The 16,722-nt window shown below is 45.7% G+C and carries 16 protein-coding genes; 8 read left to right on the top strand and 8 right to left on the bottom strand.

Going from position 1 to position 16,722, the window contains the following annotated elements; genetic code table 11:
* The first annotated feature begins 47 nt into the window (after positions 1 to 47).
* Positions 48 to 608 carry a WxL domain-containing protein gene (locus tag HNQ41_RS13785; protein WP_184665012.1) on the top strand — a complete coding sequence of 187 codons (561 nt, stop codon included), beginning with the start codon at positions 48 to 50 and terminating at the stop codon, positions 606 to 608.
* A 43-nt stretch (positions 609 to 651) separates the two neighbouring features.
* Here HNQ41_RS13785 and HNQ41_RS13780 read toward each other — a convergent pair whose 3' ends face one another.
* Both HNQ41_RS13780 and HNQ41_RS13775 read right to left on the bottom strand, forming a co-directional pair.
* The gene (locus tag HNQ41_RS13780) at positions 652 to 1,269 is read right to left on the bottom strand and encodes a hypothetical protein (RefSeq protein ID WP_184665011.1); all 618 of its coding nucleotides are present in this window, start codon (positions 1,267 to 1,269) and stop codon (positions 652 to 654) included.
* 206 nt (positions 1,270 to 1,475) lie between these two features.
* A complete protein-coding gene (locus tag HNQ41_RS13775) occupies positions 1,476 to 1,667 on the bottom strand; it encodes a hypothetical protein (protein WP_184665010.1) in 192 nt (63 codons plus the stop codon).
* 54 nt (positions 1,668 to 1,721) lie between these two features.
* On the opposite strand from HNQ41_RS13775, the gene HNQ41_RS13770 reads away from it, so the two are divergent.
* Both HNQ41_RS13770 and HNQ41_RS13765 read left to right on the top strand, forming a co-directional pair.
* Entirely contained in the window at positions 1,722 to 2,300 is a 579-nt protein-coding gene (locus HNQ41_RS13770) for a hypothetical protein (RefSeq protein WP_184665009.1), read from the top strand.
* A 508-nt stretch (positions 2,301 to 2,808) separates the two neighbouring features.
* On the top strand, positions 2,809 to 3,609 hold the full coding sequence (locus HNQ41_RS13765; protein ID WP_184665008.1) for a C40 family peptidase: 801 nt from the start codon (positions 2,809 to 2,811) through the stop codon (positions 3,607 to 3,609).
* 65 nt (positions 3,610 to 3,674) lie between these two features.
* On the opposite strand, the gene HNQ41_RS13760 is transcribed toward HNQ41_RS13765, so the two are convergent.
* The 4 genes from HNQ41_RS13760 to HNQ41_RS13745 all read right to left on the bottom strand — a co-directional run bounded on the left by HNQ41_RS13760 (position 3,675) and on the right by HNQ41_RS13745 (position 8,988).
* On the bottom strand, positions 3,675 to 4,136 hold the full coding sequence (locus HNQ41_RS13760) for a hypothetical protein (RefSeq protein WP_184665007.1): 462 nt from the start codon (positions 4,134 to 4,136) through the stop codon (positions 3,675 to 3,677).
* A 233-nt stretch (positions 4,137 to 4,369) separates the two neighbouring features.
* On the bottom strand, positions 4,370 to 5,311 hold the full coding sequence (locus HNQ41_RS13755) for a hypothetical protein (RefSeq protein ID WP_184665006.1): 942 nt from the start codon (positions 5,309 to 5,311) through the stop codon (positions 4,370 to 4,372).
* Positions 5,312 to 5,514: 203 nt separating this feature from the next.
* Positions 5,515 to 7,767: a BCCT family transporter gene (locus tag HNQ41_RS13750; RefSeq protein WP_221301950.1), complete on the bottom strand. Its 2,253-nt coding sequence runs from the start codon at positions 7,765 to 7,767 to the stop codon at positions 5,515 to 5,517.
* A gap of 264 nt (positions 7,768 to 8,031) precedes the next feature.
* On the bottom strand, positions 8,032 to 8,988 hold the full coding sequence (locus tag HNQ41_RS13745) for a calcium/sodium antiporter (RefSeq protein WP_184665005.1): 957 nt from the start codon (positions 8,986 to 8,988) through the stop codon (positions 8,032 to 8,034).
* A 118-nt stretch (positions 8,989 to 9,106) separates the two neighbouring features.
* Here HNQ41_RS13745 and HNQ41_RS13740 point away from each other — a divergent pair, with 118 nt between their 5' ends.
* Genes HNQ41_RS13740 through HNQ41_RS13730 form a run of 3 tightly spaced genes read left to right on the top strand, consistent with a single transcriptional unit; the run spans position 9,107 to position 11,455 of the window.
* On the top strand, positions 9,107 to 9,769 hold the full coding sequence (locus HNQ41_RS13740) for a ribosomal eL19 family protein (RefSeq protein WP_184665004.1): 663 nt from the start codon (positions 9,107 to 9,109) through the stop codon (positions 9,767 to 9,769).
* Positions 9,770 to 9,811: 42 nt separating this feature from the next.
* A complete protein-coding gene (locus HNQ41_RS13735) occupies positions 9,812 to 10,789 on the top strand; it encodes an NERD domain-containing protein (RefSeq protein WP_184665003.1) in 978 nt (325 codons plus the stop codon).
* Positions 10,790 to 10,843: 54 nt separating this feature from the next.
* Entirely contained in the window at positions 10,844 to 11,455 is a 612-nt protein-coding gene (locus HNQ41_RS13730; RefSeq protein ID WP_184665002.1) for a hypothetical protein, read from the top strand.
* Positions 11,456 to 11,546: 91 nt separating this feature from the next.
* Here the strand turns inward: HNQ41_RS13730 and HNQ41_RS13725 are convergent, their stop codons facing one another.
* Entirely contained in the window at positions 11,547 to 11,804 is a 258-nt protein-coding gene (locus HNQ41_RS13725) for a YuzB family protein (protein ID WP_425506989.1), read from the bottom strand.
* Positions 11,805 to 12,389: 585 nt separating this feature from the next.
* On the opposite strand from HNQ41_RS13725, the gene HNQ41_RS13720 reads away from it, so the two are divergent.
* A complete protein-coding gene (locus HNQ41_RS13720) occupies positions 12,390 to 13,409 on the top strand; it encodes a C40 family peptidase (RefSeq protein WP_184665001.1) in 1,020 nt (339 codons plus the stop codon).
* Positions 13,410 to 13,529: 120 nt separating this feature from the next.
* Here the strand turns inward: HNQ41_RS13720 and HNQ41_RS13715 are convergent, their stop codons facing one another.
* Complete coding sequence (locus HNQ41_RS13715) at positions 13,530 to 14,876, bottom strand: hypothetical protein (RefSeq protein WP_184665000.1); 1,347 nt, start codon at positions 14,874 to 14,876, stop codon at positions 13,530 to 13,532.
* Between the two features lie 247 nt (positions 14,877 to 15,123).
* On the opposite strand from HNQ41_RS13715, the gene HNQ41_RS13710 reads away from it, so the two are divergent.
* Positions 15,124 to 16,578 (top strand): N-acetylmuramoyl-L-alanine amidase, encoded by a 1,455-nt coding sequence (locus tag HNQ41_RS13710; RefSeq protein WP_184664999.1) that lies wholly within the window; start codon positions 15,124 to 15,126, stop codon positions 16,576 to 16,578.
* Positions 16,579 to 16,722: the final 144 nt, after the last annotated feature.

The raw sequence follows: 16,722 nt of genomic DNA, 5'->3' as shown, positions 1-16,722 counted from the left end.
CATCTTCAGATAAAATTCACCTATGGGAATAAAAGGTAGGTGTAAACATGAAAAAAAGCCTTATATTTTGTATGACGTTGATTGTTTTTACATTTCCACAATCACTAAACGCCGAACAAAGTAACGACCAAACCAAGGTTACGATTGAATCAGGGCCGTTGAGCATTTCACCCGCTGAAAATGAAATCGTATTCGACGTCAACGAAGACGAAGAAGAGGTTACTGATAGCGTCGGTGAAATCACCGTCGTCGATGCAACAGGATCATGGGAAGGGTGGAATGTCACTGTCCAAGCAAGCCAACTAAAAGAAGAGGGAAATCCCGAAGAAACCTTGCCACCCGGATCCCTGCATCTAACACACGCCGAAGCTACTATTAAAGAGGAGGCAGGCGCCGGACAAAGACCTTCATGGACGATCGACCATCCAACGGCCATCGACCAAGAACCCGTCAAAATCCTCGCCGCCGAACCAAACCGCGGCATGGGTACATATCACATTCAATTTAGTGACGAATCACTGATCTTAGACCTTCCAGAAGATGAAGAGTTCAATGACCAGACAACATACCAAAGCACCATGACATGGACCATTAACAAAGGACCATAGGAAGCACACGCGCGACCCTCGTGCTCGTGCTTCCAACCCAATATCAATCCATCCCCTCACCAATCCGCCCCATCATCACATCCAACCACTGCTTCGCAAACGCATCCGCCGCCTTCTCCTGCGGAATCCGCCGATACCGCTTCTTCTCAACAACCGAATACCCCCGATCCATCCACGCCTCATACCGATCATAAAAATACGCCCCCTGATCCAAATACGCATACAACCGATCCCGCATCGACCGCCCAGAACACCCCAAATTCGCATGCACAAAATGCCCAACCTCATGCAAAACAATAAACGCCGCATACTCAAAACAAGCAACATCACTTCTCTTCAAATCCAACATGTACTCACCATTCTTATAATCCTCCGCAATAGACATCACATTCAAATAAACAACCACCTCACAATCATCATCCCCCTGACCATCCTCCTCCAAAGCCAACTCCGCCGGAAAATTTATCGGCTCATCCGAAATATAAAACGTCACATCCCGCACCAAATTGCAAAAAACCGACCCCCGCAACCAATCAATCACCCCACGAACCCCATCAAGCACCGCCACCATATGCCCCTTCTCAATCCCAAACCGCTCATAAATAAACCGCGAACGCCCATCCATAAACAGCAAATCCTCCACAATCTGCAGAACGAGCACCCCCCTCGTTCCTACATAACTATGACAAAACCCCAACCCCTATGTAATAGAACGTACAATTTTCACCACACAACAAAGCTCTCCATTTTCCTCCGACCCCAACATCACTCTCCAGCTCACCCCAGTCCCCGAAGCGCCCAAACACAAAAAAAGCGCCGTCAGAACGGCGCTTCTACTCGAATGCGGACAACGCATCCGATACAAACTCAATCATCAGGTCCCCCATCAATCGCTGCGACCTCATTGCCCTCATCATCAACCTGAAAACTCACACCAGAATACGACCAACCCTTCTCCTCCAAAAACTGAACAAACCCATCCAAAAACTCATTGTACGCCACATCCGCATCACCCTCCGAAGCAACCTCACCATGTAAACGAACACGAACTCGACTCATATTAACCCTCCTCACAATGATCTAGTAAAAGTATGAACAACTTCCAGATGATATATGAAACAAAAACGACCACCTGAAGGAAAAATCAGTTCACCTGACCGAAAAATGAGCTCACCTGAAGGAAAAACAGTCTCACCTGAAGGAAAAATCGCTCCACCTGAAGGAAAAATGAGCTCACCTGAAGGAAAAATGAGTTCACCTGAAGGAAAAACCAGTTCACCTGAAGGAAAAAGCAGTTTACCTGAAGGAAAAAGCAGTTTACCTGAAGGAAAAATCAGTTTACCTGAAGGAAAAACCGCTCCACCTGAAGGAAAACCAGTTCACCTGAAGGAAAAACCAGTTTACCTGAAGGAAAAACCAGTTTACCTGAAGGAAAAACCAGTTTACCTGAAGGAAAAACCGTCTCACCTGAAGGAAAAATCGCTCCACCTGAAGGAAAAATCCGCTTACCTGAAGGAAAAATCGCTCCACCTGAAGGAAAAAGCAGCTCACCTGAAGGAAAAATCCGCTTACCTGAAGGAAAAACTGATTCACCTGAAGGAAAAAACGTCTCACCTGAAGGAAAAACTGCTCCACCTGAAGGAAAAATCCGCTTACCTGAAGGAAAAATCCGCTTACCTGAAGGAAAAATGAGCTCACCTGAAGGAAAAACCGTCTCACCTGAAAGGAAAAATCGCTCCACCTGAAGGAAAAATCAGCTCACCTGAAGGAAAAATCCGCTTACCTGAAGGAAAAATCCGCTTACCTGACCGAAAAATCCGCTCACCTGAAGGAAAACCAGTCTCACCTGAAGGAAAAACCGCCTTACCTGACCGAAAAACGAATTCACCTCATCAAAAATCCCTCCACCATACCCCTAACTCTTAAGCCAAACAACTGCAACCACGCCACCGCTCCTGCAAAACCACATTCAGATAGTTAATAATTCAAAAAGTTCCACATTACACAAGTCATAAACTTGTAATCTAATAGTAATCTGAAAATTAGACACCTTGTGATATAATACGACATGTACATTACATATAGGGGGAAGGGGTACCATCACAAAACCATCCGTTACAACTCAGATAAGACCCCTCACCTCCGCCAAACAAAACAATCAATCAAACAAACAATTTACATAAACAGGGAGTGTACGAGAATGCAAAAATTTGTCCGAAGATTCATAGTCGCAGGTGCACTAGGATTTGCTCTTTTTACGTTTCAACCGAACCTAGCATCCGCAGATGATGTGACCGTAAATAGCGGTGACACACTCTGGGGTATTTCTCAAGATTACAACATCGACGTGTCTGACCTGAAGTCATTGAACAATTTATCAAGCACGAACATCCAGCCAGGACAAACATTAATCACGAGCGAAACATCCGAAACGGCTGAAATTCTCGCAGAGTCCGAGCAAGCTTCTTATACGGTTCAATCAGGAGATACCTTGTGGGGGATTAGCCAAAAACATCAAATGAGCGTTGATGAGATCAAATCGATGAACGACCTTTCAGGCAATTCTATTCAAATCGGACAAACATTATCAATAACTCAATCAAGCTCACGCGATGCAGATATAAATACCAATCAAGACACAGGCTTTGTTGATTCCCTCATATCCGAAGCAAAATCACATTTAGGAACACCTTATGTATGGGGGAGCATGAGTCCGGGAGCCTTTGACAGCAGCGGATTCATCGTTTACACCTTTCAACAAAACGGCGTTTCACTAGAAAGAACGCACACAGATTATTATCATCAAGGAGAGACCGTCAACCACCGCCAAATCGGCGACGTCGTATTCTTTGAAACTTATAAAAACGGCCCATCACACGCAGGAATCTACCTTGGAAATAATGAATTTATCCATAGCAGCTCGTCACAAGGCGTAATCATTACAAAAATGGACAACCCTTACTGGGAACCAAGATACATAGGCACAAAAAGATTTCGTTAAAAATGAGGATGTTGAGACCACTCAACATCCTTTTTTACCCCAAGGCGGAGTCATCCCCCACAAAACTAATCAATCAACCAAACAAACTTACCTTTCCGCGTTTTATGAACCTTCCCACGATCAATCAGCTCATTTAACTCATCAACCTCATGAACAATCGTCTCAACCCGCCTCACCATATGCCGCTTCCACACTTCCTTTTCCACCTCACGTTTTAACAAACGAACCGCATAATCCACCTTTTCCCGATACCCAAGCCCAGCAGGCGCCCTAGCAAAAAGTGAATCACCACAATAAGTCATATCAACAATCCGAATATCCCGCCCATTCTCATCAAAAAAATCGATTGCCACATGATGTTGAAGATACAGCGTCCCTATCTCATACGTCCAAATTTGCCGATCCTTCGTTCGCAAAACCCCCTCAACATCACTCACCCTCTCAAACGACACATACTTCTCAATATAATCCGCCTGCCGATCATTCCGCCGCTCCTCAGCAACCGACCGAATCGCATAATAAATCAAGGATTTCCTTCCAAACAACCCCCCTTTTTATTAACATTAAAGCTTTCGTTCACATCTCCAGTACAACAAGTGGAGGCAGCCTCCACAAAATAGGAGTCGTTCAATCACCAGTCTCCTCAACGTTTCTAGACCTTCCACCTGACACCAGAAAATGTCCATCCACTACGCATCTTAAAATGGATTTTTCGGCACATTAGATGCTTCATCCAAGCTTGTAACCTCTTAAAGATCGCTCATTGAAATTTCACAGGGGATTCGCTTTTCGGAACCATAATCTTCTCTTGCCATTTTTGATAAACGTAAAGCAACATCGCAATAAAGATAAACGTATAAAAAACATCCCAATTTGTATAATTGACTAACTCATAAAGACCTAGGCTTTGTATCCAATTGTTCAAAGGAAAAGCAAAAATCAAATCCATGACCACATTTGCAAGCATAAATAGCCAAAAGTTCCAACCTGTTAAATGAAAAATCCATATCGTTCCAATTAAAAACGCACCGAATACAAAGGGCACATATGTAATAATTTGCGGAAAGAGCGTTTCTTTCACAACCCACCACTCATATGTATAAGCAAGCTCATTTTGAATACTAACGAGCAGCGAACCGAAAATCGCAACTGGCATATAGCGCCGAATCACATCACCATTCAGTAACAAGAGAGAAAGCCAAGGAATGATGAAGGACCCCCACAAAACAACCACGTTAAACATTAAATTTCCTCCTGAATTCATGGTGTAACGATATTGTCTCTTTCTAAAAAAATTTTTATTCAAAAAAGAGAAGCCGATACGCACACCTGAAGGAAAAATCGCCTCACCTGACCGAAAAATCAGTTCACCTGAAGGAAAAATCAGTTCACCTGAAGGAAAAACCGCTTCACCTGAAGGAAAAAGTAGTTCACCTGAAGGAAAAATTGGTCCACCTGAAGGAAAAACCGCTTCACCTGAAGGAAAAATCAGTTCACCTGAAGGAAAAATTCGTCCACCTGAAGGAAAAATTGGTCCACCTGAAGGAAAAACCAGTTCACCTGAAGGAAAAACCGCTTCACCTGAAGGAAAAAGTAGTTCACCTGAAGGAAAAATCAGCTCACCTGAAGGAAAAATCAGTTTACCTGAAGGAAAAATTCGTCCACCTGAAGGAAAAACCATCTCACCTGACCGAAAAACCAACTCCTCCTAAACGAAAAACCAATTCCCAACCTTAATACCTCAAATGAAACTCCGCGACCGCGGAGTTTACCATTTAATTAAACGAACAAACAAAAAAGCGCCGGCACAAATCGGCGCTCACAACTTACAACTCACATATACACGATCCTTATCTCTTCAACCCGCGCCGAAGTAACCGCATCAATTCTCGCGTTAATCTTCTACTAATCATTCTTTTTATCATTCTTTGCATCATGCGCTGACTCACCTTTCTCATCACTCTGCTTGCGATCTGTCCCGCGGCAGTTCACATCATCCGCCGAAGCATCCGCAGTCGAGTCAGAGCCCTCCTGACGTTTCAAAGCATCCGCCAATTCAGTCGAGGCAGCAATCTCCTGACCCTTCGAATCATCCTGCACCGCACCAGCAGCATCACCCTGACCATTCGCATCACTCACGGATTCATGCGCGGACGCCGTCTCAGCCTCAGCCTCATCACTAGAACCTTTCCGCCCATCATCACGCTCACCATCATCATCATCCGATAATGGCACGTCCAACTCAACATTCAACTGCTCACCTAAGTCATCACGCAAATCCTCATACACTTTTTCCTTAAACTGATCGTACACTTCCTCACGAATGTCACCATAGACATCTTCCTTGAATTCATCATACACTTCCTCTTTCAACTCACTATAGACGCCTTCCTTAAACTGATCGTACACTTCCTCTTTGATCTCCGCGTAGACATCCTCTTTAAACTCATCATAAACTTCTTCCTTCAAATCCTCATACACATCTTCTTTCACTTGCTCATACACTTCATCCTTGATGTCCTCATACACTTCCTCACGAACATCATCATACACACGATCCTTCATCTGATCGTACATCTCATCATGAACTTCCTGCTTCACTTCTTTTTTACGACGACGGAAGCGGAACTTTTGCTCCTTCTTCATATCCCCCGTCATCATAATAAACAACGACGCCACCATCACAATCATAATCACCGCAAACGGCAAAGCCGCCACAATCGACGCCGTCTGCAAACCTTCCAAACCACCACTGACTAACAACACACTCGCCGTACCAGCAATCAAGAACCCCCAAATCACCTTAATATGAAGCTTAGGATCAAGACAACCATTACTAGACAGCGTCGCCAGCACATAAGAAGCAGAATCGGCAGACGTAATAAAAAAGATTAAAATTAAAATCAGCGCCAACACACTCGTAATCGCCGCCAAAGGCAACTCACCTAACGTCACAAACAACGCAACCTCAACATTATTCATCACAAGGTCACCAAGGTAGTCATTACCACCCATAATCATATCCAAAGCCGTACCGCCAAACGCCGTAAACCAAATCACCGCAAGCAAAGACGGCACAATCAACACACCCGCCACAAACTCACGAATCGTACGGCCACGCGAAATCCGCGCAATAAACATCCCGACAAACGGCGCCCAAGAAATATGCCAAGCCCAGAAGAAAATCGTGTACATCCCGAGCCAATCACCATCACCAAACGGATCCAAATCAAGACTCATCTGCGTGACGTTCGCAATATAATGACCAATCGTCGTCACGATATTCTCCGCAATAAACAACGTCGGCCCAACAATAATCATAAACCCAAACAAAATCGCCGCAATCGTTAAATTAATCGTACTCAAATACTTAATCCCTTTATCCACACCCGTAGCCGCAGAAAAAATAAACAACACCGTGACCACACCAATCACAACCATTTGCGTGATCACATTGTTAGGAATAAAACCAGTCAGGTGAGACAAACCTCCCGAAATCTGCATCGCACTCAAACCAAACGTCGTCGCCACACCCGTCGACGTCGCAAGCACCGCCAACGTATCAATCCCCTTACCAAGCGGCCCATGCACCTTCCGACCAAGCAACGGCTGAAACGCCGAACTAATCAACGCCGGCTGATCCTTCCGATACTGCACATACGCAAGCGTCAACGCCACAACCGAAAAAATCGCCCACGGATGCAACGCCCAGTGGAACACACCATACAACAAACCACCACGCGCACGCACCGCCTCAGACTCACCAGCAAAATCAGGATGCGGATCCAAAAAATACAACGCAGGCTCCGCCACACCCCAAAACACAAAACCAACACCAATCCCCGCAGAGAAAAGCATCCCTAACCAAGCATAAAAACCATACTCCGGCTCCTCATTCGCCTTCCCCAACCGCAGACGCCCATACGGACTCAACGCCAAAAACAACACAAACACAATAAACGAAGCCGTCACCAACATATAAAACCAACCAAAATTATCAAGCGTCGCCCCAAGCGCCGAATCCGAAACCACCTCCAACGACCCCGGACTCACAGCACCCCACAAAACAAACAACGCCACCAAAAACGCCGAAACATAAAACACCACACCCGACGGCTTCGTCTCATAACGATACTTCCCATTGCCACCATCACCCAATGGAAACGTCCTCCTCTATTATGTAAAATCTTTTTTATAGAAACATGTAAGTATTCGTTCCCACTACATCACACGCCCTTCACGATCACCCCTCACACCATTTTACTATTCGAATAAAAACCTTTTCCATTACTTTACACACAAATTAAAACGCTGTCTAAGTAAAATATTTTTACACCATAACACTTTCAAACTTTTCTGACAATAGATGATTTGAGGAAGCACGGGAAGCACGGGGACGGTTCTCGCGCTTCCTAATAAGAATTAATTTCTTATAATAATGTATGTTAGATACACCGTATAAGAAAGAAACAAAGCCCAACCCTCAAGCTTCGCCACACGGCACCCAGTCCGTGAAAAGATAAATAGCACAACGGTCAGAGCAATCATATAACCAATATCAAGGAAAATTTTTGAATTCACAATGAGCGGCGTAATCATCGATGTAATCCCTAAAACAACCAAAATATTAAAAATCGAACTCCCAACAATATTACCAAGCGCAATTTCACTCTGCTTTTTCAACGCCGCCGTTACAGCAATCATCAACTCAGGCAACGACCCACCAATCGCCACAATCGTCAAACCAACCAACGTCTCACTCATCCCAAACCGAATCGCAATCTCCGTACTACTCTCGACAACTAAAAAACCACCCAACACAATCGCCGCCAAACCACCAACCGTAAGCAAAATGTTTTTACCCCAAGTCGTTGCCTCCGGCTCAATCTCAGGCTCATCGATCTCATCCCGACTATTTCTCGCCGCCTCAATCACGTAATAAAGAAAGATCGAGAAAAATAACAAAAGAATAATTCCATCCCCAGGCGTCAACAAATTCTCAGCATCCTGATGGAAAAACTGATCGTTTATCAAAACGAGCAACGCCAGCGACGCCAAAAACGTAAACGGAATCTCCTTTCTAATCGTCGAACTCTCCACCTGCAACGGAAAAATCGCCGCCGTCACACCAACAACGAGCGCCATATTCAAAATATTACTCCCAACAACATTCCCAAGCGTCATCTCCACATTGCCTTCCAACGCAGCAATAATACTCACCGTCGCCTCAGGCGCCCCCGTTCCAAAAGCAACAATCGTCAACCCAACTAGAAGCGGCGATATCTTCAACAACTTCGCAACATTCGCCGACCCATCAACAAAATAATCCGCACCCTTCATCAACAACCCAAACCCAAGAATCAAAAGTACATAAACCATCATTAAACACCCCGACTAAAATGAAATAAAATCAATATCATTCGATAAGGTGCACAAAACAACAACAAACTATGTCAACCAGACATGAATAGAGAAAAAGAACGAACCTGAAGGAAAAATGAGTTTACCTGAAGGAAAAAATAGTTCACCTGAAGGAAAAATCGTCTCACCTGACCGAAAAAACAGTTCACCTGAAGGAAAAATCGTCTCACCTGAAGGAAAAACCAGTTCACCTGAAGGAAAAATCGTCTCACCTGAAGGAAAAACCAGTTCACCTGAAGGAAAAATCGTCTCACCTGAAGGAAAAACTGTCTCACCTGAAGGAAAAAGTAGCTCACCTGAAGGAAAAAGTAGCTCACCTGAAGGAAAAAGTAGTTCACCTGACGGAAAAATCAGTTCACCTGAAGGAAAAGCCGTCTCACCTGACGGAAAAGCCGTCTCACCTGACGGAAAAACCGTCTCACCTGAAGGAAAAAGTAGTTCACCTGAAGGAAAAACCGATTCACCTGAAGGAAAAAACAGTCCACCTGATCGAAAAAATGATTCACCTGAAGGAAAAAACGTCTCACCTGAAGGAAAAACATCTTCACCTCATCGAAAAATCGCTCCACCTGACCCAAAAATCATCTCAACACACCGAAAAACCACCCCACCAAAAAAGAAACGCCGCATCCGCGCCGTTCCGATTAACTCAAACCCTCAACCCCAAACCCCAAACCGTCACAAATTGTTCACAAGGAATCCCCAAGGTCAAAACGAATATAAACAGTACCCCCAATAGACTCCACCAACCAAAACCTCAAACGAAAGGAGCCACCCAAAAATGATCGTTCTCCAACGCCAAATCCCACACCCAAACCGCGTCCTCGAAACATTGACACGCCGCCTCCCAGAAAACCACCCCGATTACAAACGCATCCACGACGATTACCAACGACGCACCTCCGGATACCGCGGCGAACAATCCATGGACTACTACCTACGCTTCCTCCAACCCCAAGATTGCAGCATCCTCCACGGTCTCACCCTCCGATACAACGGAAACAAATTTCAAATCGACACACTGATCCTCTTCCCAAAATTCGCCCTCATCATCGAAATCAAAAACTGGACCGGGAAACTGCAAGTCACCGAAACAGGCGATTTCCTCCGCACCGACCTACCATCAGAAAAACTGCTCCAAGACCCGATCCAACAAGCCAAGCACCAACAATGGCAACTGCAAGCCTGGCTCAAACAACGCGGCCACGCACTCACCGCCGTCGACCACCTCGTCGTGCTCACACACCAAAACGCAATCATCTCCAACGCCAGCGTCCTGCACCCAAAAATCATCCGCCACACCCACTTCATCGACACCATCCATCAACTCATCGCCGCCCACGCCAACAACCAACCCCAACCCAACACCATCGCCACCCACCTAAAAAACGAACACCTCACACCAACATACAACACCAACAACCTCCACACATATGACATCCAACCACCCGACATCATCACCGGCGTCCACTGCCCAGCCTGCAGCACCACCGCCATGCGCAAACCCAACAAACACTGGATCTGCCCCCACTGCCGCCAACACTCCCGCACCGCCCACATCCAAGCCATCCAAGACTACACCCTGATCCACGGCCGCATCACCACCTCAAGACAAATCAAAGACTTCTTGAGAATAAAACACACTCAGCACGCTCGCAGAATCATGCGTTCTTTGGGGGCACACAAACAAGGCACCACCAAAGGAGCAACATACGACCTCCTCACATCGCCAATCCTCCAACAATATTTGCTACATTAAAATAGGAAGAGACCAATGCAGAATCCCCGCCACCGCGGGGGTTTTATTATGTAAGTGAAAGACGGAGAACCAGTTCACCTGAAGGAAAAATCGCTCCACCTGAAGGAAAAAACAGTTCACCTGAACGAAAAAACAGTCTACCTGAAGGAAAAAATGATTCACCTGAAGGAAAAAACGATTCACCTGACGGAAAAACCGGTTCACCTGAAGGAAAAAACAGTTCACCTGAACGAAAAAACAGTCTACCTGACGGAAAAACCGTCTCACCTGACGGAAAAACGTTCACCTGAAGGAAAAATCGCTCTACCTGAAGGAAAAACCGGTTCACCTGAAGGAAAAAACAGTTCACCTGAACGAAAAAACAGTCTACCTGACGGAAAAACCGTCTCACCTGAAGGAAAAAATGATTCACCTGACGGAAAAACCGTCTCACCTGAAGGAAAAAATGACTCACCTGACGGAAAAACCGGTTCACCTGAAGGAAAAATCAGTTCACCTGAAGGAAAAAGTAGTTCACCTGAACGAAAAATTGGTTCACCTGAACGAAAAAAGTGGTTACCTGACGGAAAAACCAGTTCACCTGAAGGAAAAATCGACTCACCTGAAGGAAAAACCGTCTCACCTGAACGAAAAAACGGTTCACCTGAAGGAAACCGTCTCAGCTGAACAAAAAAATCACTCCACCTCACCGAAAAACCGCCCACCCCCATCCACTCACTCCACTCAAACAAAAAAAACGCCGCATCCGCGACGTCCTTCATTCAAATTGCTTCAATTCATCCTCAATTTTCGACGCAATCGCCTCAAAACTATCCTCAACCGTCTTACCGAACACACGCTCACCATTCACAAGCGCATACGGTCGCATCCTGCACAGTCCACACAAATTCAAACACTCATACTGCATCACCGCAACTTCAGGAAACCGCTCTTCCAACCGCTCCTCGAGCTCCACCGCGGCCATCGCATTATTCTCACAAATTTCAACGATCACCATACCCATGCCCATGCCCATACAAATCATCCTTACATCAGTTTACCTATCCACTATTTTCGCATAACTCATCATTCATTATTCAAATACTAAACCGAACGGACAGACGTTCCGTTATATGTATAAAAAAGCCTTTTTTTGAGCATGATGCGGACATACATTCCGCTATTTGCTAAAATTCCCCCTAAAAAGACCCTCAAATTACCGAATAGCGGAACTCATGTCCGCTTCCCCTTAAAAAATCCCCATTTTTCACAAAATAACGGAACACATGTCCGAAGTACCCACACCAAGCCGCACCCCGACAAACCTCACCTTCCTGCCCGTAACGAGGTTGTGACAATCATGTCACCCTGTTACATACTTGTAACTTAAACGTAATCGGACAATCCCTCATATTATGATAGGATATCCATAGTGAAGATAGGGAACACGCTATGACTAAAAGATCAACAATACCGAACATCACATAAATCACAACCTAATCACAATCTATCAACCAAAATCTACCATTCTACCAAGCGATCACAACCAAACAATCCATCAATCCCAACACCCAACCCAGTCAGACCCTACTCACGAAAACCAACAAAGAGGTGACACACCATGAAAAAGTGGGTACTCAGCATCGTCGGCGCAGCCATCCTCGCCCCACAACTAACAACACACGCAGCCGCCGTAGACCAAACCGACATCGTCAACTACAGCCAAAACTACATAGGCACCCCATACCAAATGGGCGCATCAACAAACACAACATCCGCCTTTGACTGCTCAAGCTACCTCCAACACATATACAGCAGCATCGGCATCGACCTGCCACGCACAACAATCGAACAAGCCAACGTCGGCGAACACGTTAGCCGCGCCGACCTACAAAAAGGCGACATCATCGTATTCGCAGGCACATACAGACCCGGCATCTCACACACCGGCATGTACATCGGCGGCAACCAATTCATCAGCGCAAAATCAAGCACAGGCGTGTCCATCGCATCACTCGACAACCCATACTGGGGACCAAAATACCACTCAACACGCCGCGTCATCAACGAACCAACACAAAAAGAAATCGCAATCCGCGAATCATACATTTACATCGACGTCCCAAATGACCACTGGGCACAAAACGCAATCGAAAACTTAAGCAACCAAGAAATCATCCTAGGCAAAACAGACGGCACATTCGCCCCAAGAGACGCTATTACAAGAGAACAAGCAGCCATGATGATCGACCGGTACTTCGATCTTGAAGGATCACCACACCAGCCTTACAGTGACGTCGACACCGATCGTTCAGGCGCATCAGCCATTGCAGCTGTTACAGAATCCGGCATCATGCAAGGGTATAAAGACGAAACCTTCAGACCCGAAGAAGACATCAACCGCGAAGAAATCGCCGCGATCCTATACCGCGCGATGCCCGAACTAGAAATCGACGAAACCATCGACATGAGCGAATCATTCTCAGACCTCGACGAAGACCAATGGTCCATCGACGAAATCAACACGGTCTCACAAAATGAAATCATCCTCGGCTACCAGAACGGAACATTCGGCCCAGCAGACGACACGACACGCGCCCAGTTCGCAACCATGCTCGACCGCGCCTCCAAAATCGAATAAACCCAAAAAAGACCCGGCCACAAAGCCGGGTCTTTAACGCATCACCCTCTTCGAGACTCGCCTTCAAAAACCATTCAAAAAACACAAAAAAAAAGACCGCACCAATCTGCAGCCTCAAAACTAACGAAAATGACTCACCTTATCCAAAGACTCCTGAGACAAAATCAAATAACGCGCACCACGCTCCGCATCACCCATCTCCATAAAACGAAGCCCAATCACACGCGCATAAACACCCACATTATAATAATCCAACTTCTCCTCAAAATACGGAATCACCACATCCGCCACAAAATCAACAAACACCTCTTCATCCCCCGCAATCAGGTAATCATATGACTTGATGTGCAAATAATAAGGATACAACACATCATGCTCACCCAACTCCGCATACAACTGCAAACCAACATCAACCCACGGCCGCATCTTCGCAAACTCCTCCTGCCGCCGCAACAACGACAAAATCGAATATACCGACACCAACCGATCCTGCTTCCGCTTAAAATGAAACGCCTTCATATAATAACGAACCGCCTCATCATCATTGAACATCTTCTCATACAACTCACCCAAATTATTAAAAACACGACCCAACAAATCACGATCACAAAGCCACTCACCAGACGAACGCGCCCAATCAAACGCCCGATGCGCATCCAAAAACCGATTCAACCGCTTATACACCAACCCAAGCAAAACATACGAATCCGCAACACGCCTCCAAACCTGCGCACGCCGAAACAACTCAACAGCCACCTCACCACACTCCACACACCGCACCAAATCATGATTCCGCATCCCCGTCACACCAACAGAATAATTCAAATCCCCCTTCTCAACCCCCGAGGATAAGAAAAGATGGCTAACGTCTTGCGCACGTAGGAATCCGTCATAACTAAGCGTGAAGTTATTCGATAACTGGTAGCCAAGAGCCCTATACTTATAAAAATAATAAACCGCTTCCACATCCACATTCGACCGAAATTCGTCCGCTCCCACGCCCGTTGCCTCGTGCAACCTGTAGACCGTAGGGTATACCTCCCCCTGTTGCGTAGCAGCTTCCCCAAACACATCGACCTCGCGGTCGCTTAAAATCGCCATTGCCCGATCCGTCTCTTTAAGCATCAATAAATAACGCGCCTCAATCAAATCAGCAATCAACAATAACCGCTCATCATCAATGTCATCTTTCATAGATGCCACCTCATCATAAAGCCGCTTTGCCTCATCATCATCACGTGAACTAATCATATCCCGCCACATCCCGAGCATGAGCGCAAACTGCCCAAGCCGCCATGTGTACTCATCAATCTGAGATGAAGTTTGTAACAACCATTTTCCATATATGTAAACATCAGGTCGTTTTGTCCCTTCACTTAACGCATGGGCATCTTCCGAGGAACAAAAATCCTTGACCAAATCATAAACGTCTTTTTGATAACCTTGATCGCTCCACTTTAAAACCATCCAATCCCCCTCATACGTGAATGTACCGCTACTTACAATATCTGTACGAATCTATCAAGTCAAGGAAACCACCAGTAAAATCCGCTAAAATATTACGACAAAATCATACATAGATTGAGCTGAAGACCCGTTATTCCCTAATTAAATAGGAAAATATAAAAAATGATCGAAACGTATCATAGGATTTTATTCATTATATGGTAAACTATGAAAGGTAGAGAAAAATTTTAGCATTCGGAGGCGAACTATGAAGAAATTTGCAAGCGTTTCGTTGTCAGTCCCCTTAGCTTTGAGTCTCGTTTTTAACATCAATACAGAAACCGTTCATGCAGATTCGACGTTTCCAGATATAGATATAGATGAAGTAGATACACTTGTAGAAGATGAGATCGTCTCTGGCTATCCAGATGGTTACTTTTATCCCCGTGATGAAGTGACCCGCGCGGAAGCAGCTGTCATGATCGGACGAGCACACGACGTTGATGGAGAAGAGCGAGATACGTCATTTCCAGACGTAAGTGAAAGTCATTATGCATCCGGTTACATCGCATCGATTGCTGAGATGGATATTATCCAAGGGCACACAAATGGAAGCTTTGCCCCCAATGACTCACTGACGCGTGGAGATATGGCGGAGATTTTAAACGATGCCTTTGATTATGAACAAACGCAAGAACTTTCATTTAATGATGTTCATGAAGACGACTATTTTTCCGATGCGGTAGATGTTATCGCTGGAAGTGGTATTACAATCGGTTATCCAGACGGGACGTACCGTCCTGAGCGCTCGATTACGCGCGAAGAATTTTCATTATTCGTTGCGCGTACGTTGTATCCAGAGTACCGTGCGGAATATATCTCTGATTCAGGAAGTAACGATGATGAAAATGAAGAAGAGGAAAGTAAAGAGGAAGAAGAGAAGAATGAAGAAGTTAACGAAGACGTGATCGCAGAAGGAACCGTCGTCCGTGCTAGCGTCTTAAACGTCCGCCCAGACCCGTCGACAAATCATACGCCAGTGGGGCAAATCAATACCCATGATCGCGTTGATATCCACGACACTGAAGACGGTTGGGCACAGATTCGTATCGATGACATCGAAGGCTACATATCAAAACAATACGTAACCGTCCACGACCCAGCCCTATCAGGTGACGAACTCGACGGTACTTCGATCGTCGTTGATGCAGGTCATGGGGGAAGAGACCCTGGCGCAATCGCTAACGGACTTGAAGAAAAAGAGATTGCTCTTGATGTGAGTCTCAGACTCGAAGCACAACTGGCGTACGCAGGGGCCGATGTGATCATGACCCGTACAAGTGACACGTACCCGAGCCTCGATGACCGCGTAGAGCTCACGAATCATAACAATGCGGATTCGTTTGTCAGTGTGCACGCCAATGCAGCTGGAAACCCAGATGCTAACGGCACGGAGACATACTGGAATGCAACATATGCAAGTAGTGGCAGTAAACAATTAGCAACCGATGTGCAAACAGAGTTACTAGCTAAACTCGGTACAAATGACCGCGGAGTTAAAGAAGGGAACTTCAAAGTCATTCGTGAAACGACGATGCCAAGTATCCTCGTTGAGCTCGGATTCATGACAAGCCCTAGTGACGCTGAACTCATGAAGACCCGCGACTTCCGTGAAAATTCAGCCCAAGCGATGCTCGATGGGTTCATCAATTACCACAATTAATGAAGGGTTATTACGTATAAATTGTTGCTACCTGAACCGCAGTTGAAATACACTTCGCTTTCCGCGGGCGACCAGTGAGCCTCCTTGAACTTCACTACTGTTTTGTTCTGCGGGGTCTCACTTCCCGCAGGAGTCTTCGTGTAT

It is taken from the genome of Texcoconibacillus texcoconensis (assembly GCF_014202575.1).
GTDB lineage: Bacteria > Bacillota > Bacilli > Bacillales > Salisediminibacteriaceae > Texcoconibacillus > Texcoconibacillus texcoconensis.
Note: the sequence above shows the minus strand (reverse complement) of the source record. Positions and strands in the feature narration are given on the sequence as shown.

Coding starts and splice junctions, on each gene's coding strand:
- HNQ41_RS13785 (WP_184665012.1), top strand. CDS start 48: ATGAAAAAAAGCCTTATATTTTGTATGACGTTGATTGTTTTTACATTT.
- HNQ41_RS13775 (WP_184665010.1), bottom strand. CDS start 1,667: ATGAGTCGAGTTCGTGTTCGTTTACATGGTGAGGTTGCTTCGGAGGGT.
- HNQ41_RS13770 (WP_184665009.1), top strand. CDS start 1,722: ATGAAACAAAAACGACCACCTGAAGGAAAAATCAGTTCACCTGACCGA.
- HNQ41_RS13765 (WP_184665008.1), top strand. CDS start 2,809: ATGCAAAAATTTGTCCGAAGATTCATAGTCGCAGGTGCACTAGGATTT.
- HNQ41_RS13745 (WP_184665005.1), bottom strand. CDS start 8,988: ATGGTTTATGTACTTTTGATTCTTGGGTTTGGGTTGTTGATGAAGGGT.
- HNQ41_RS13740 (WP_184665004.1), top strand. CDS start 9,107: ATGAGTTTACCTGAAGGAAAAAATAGTTCACCTGAAGGAAAAATCGTC.
- HNQ41_RS13735 (WP_184665003.1), top strand. CDS start 9,812: ATGATCGTTCTCCAACGCCAAATCCCACACCCAAACCGCGTCCTCGAA.
- HNQ41_RS13725 (WP_425506989.1), bottom strand. CDS start 11,804: ATGGGCATGGGCATGGGTATGGTGATCGTTGAAATTTGTGAGAATAAT.
- HNQ41_RS13720 (WP_184665001.1), top strand. CDS start 12,390: ATGAAAAAGTGGGTACTCAGCATCGTCGGCGCAGCCATCCTCGCCCCA.
- HNQ41_RS13715 (WP_184665000.1), bottom strand. CDS start 14,876: ATGGTTTTAAAGTGGAGCGATCAAGGTTATCAAAAAGACGTTTATGAT.
- HNQ41_RS13710 (WP_184664999.1), top strand. CDS start 15,124: ATGAAGAAATTTGCAAGCGTTTCGTTGTCAGTCCCCTTAGCTTTGAGT.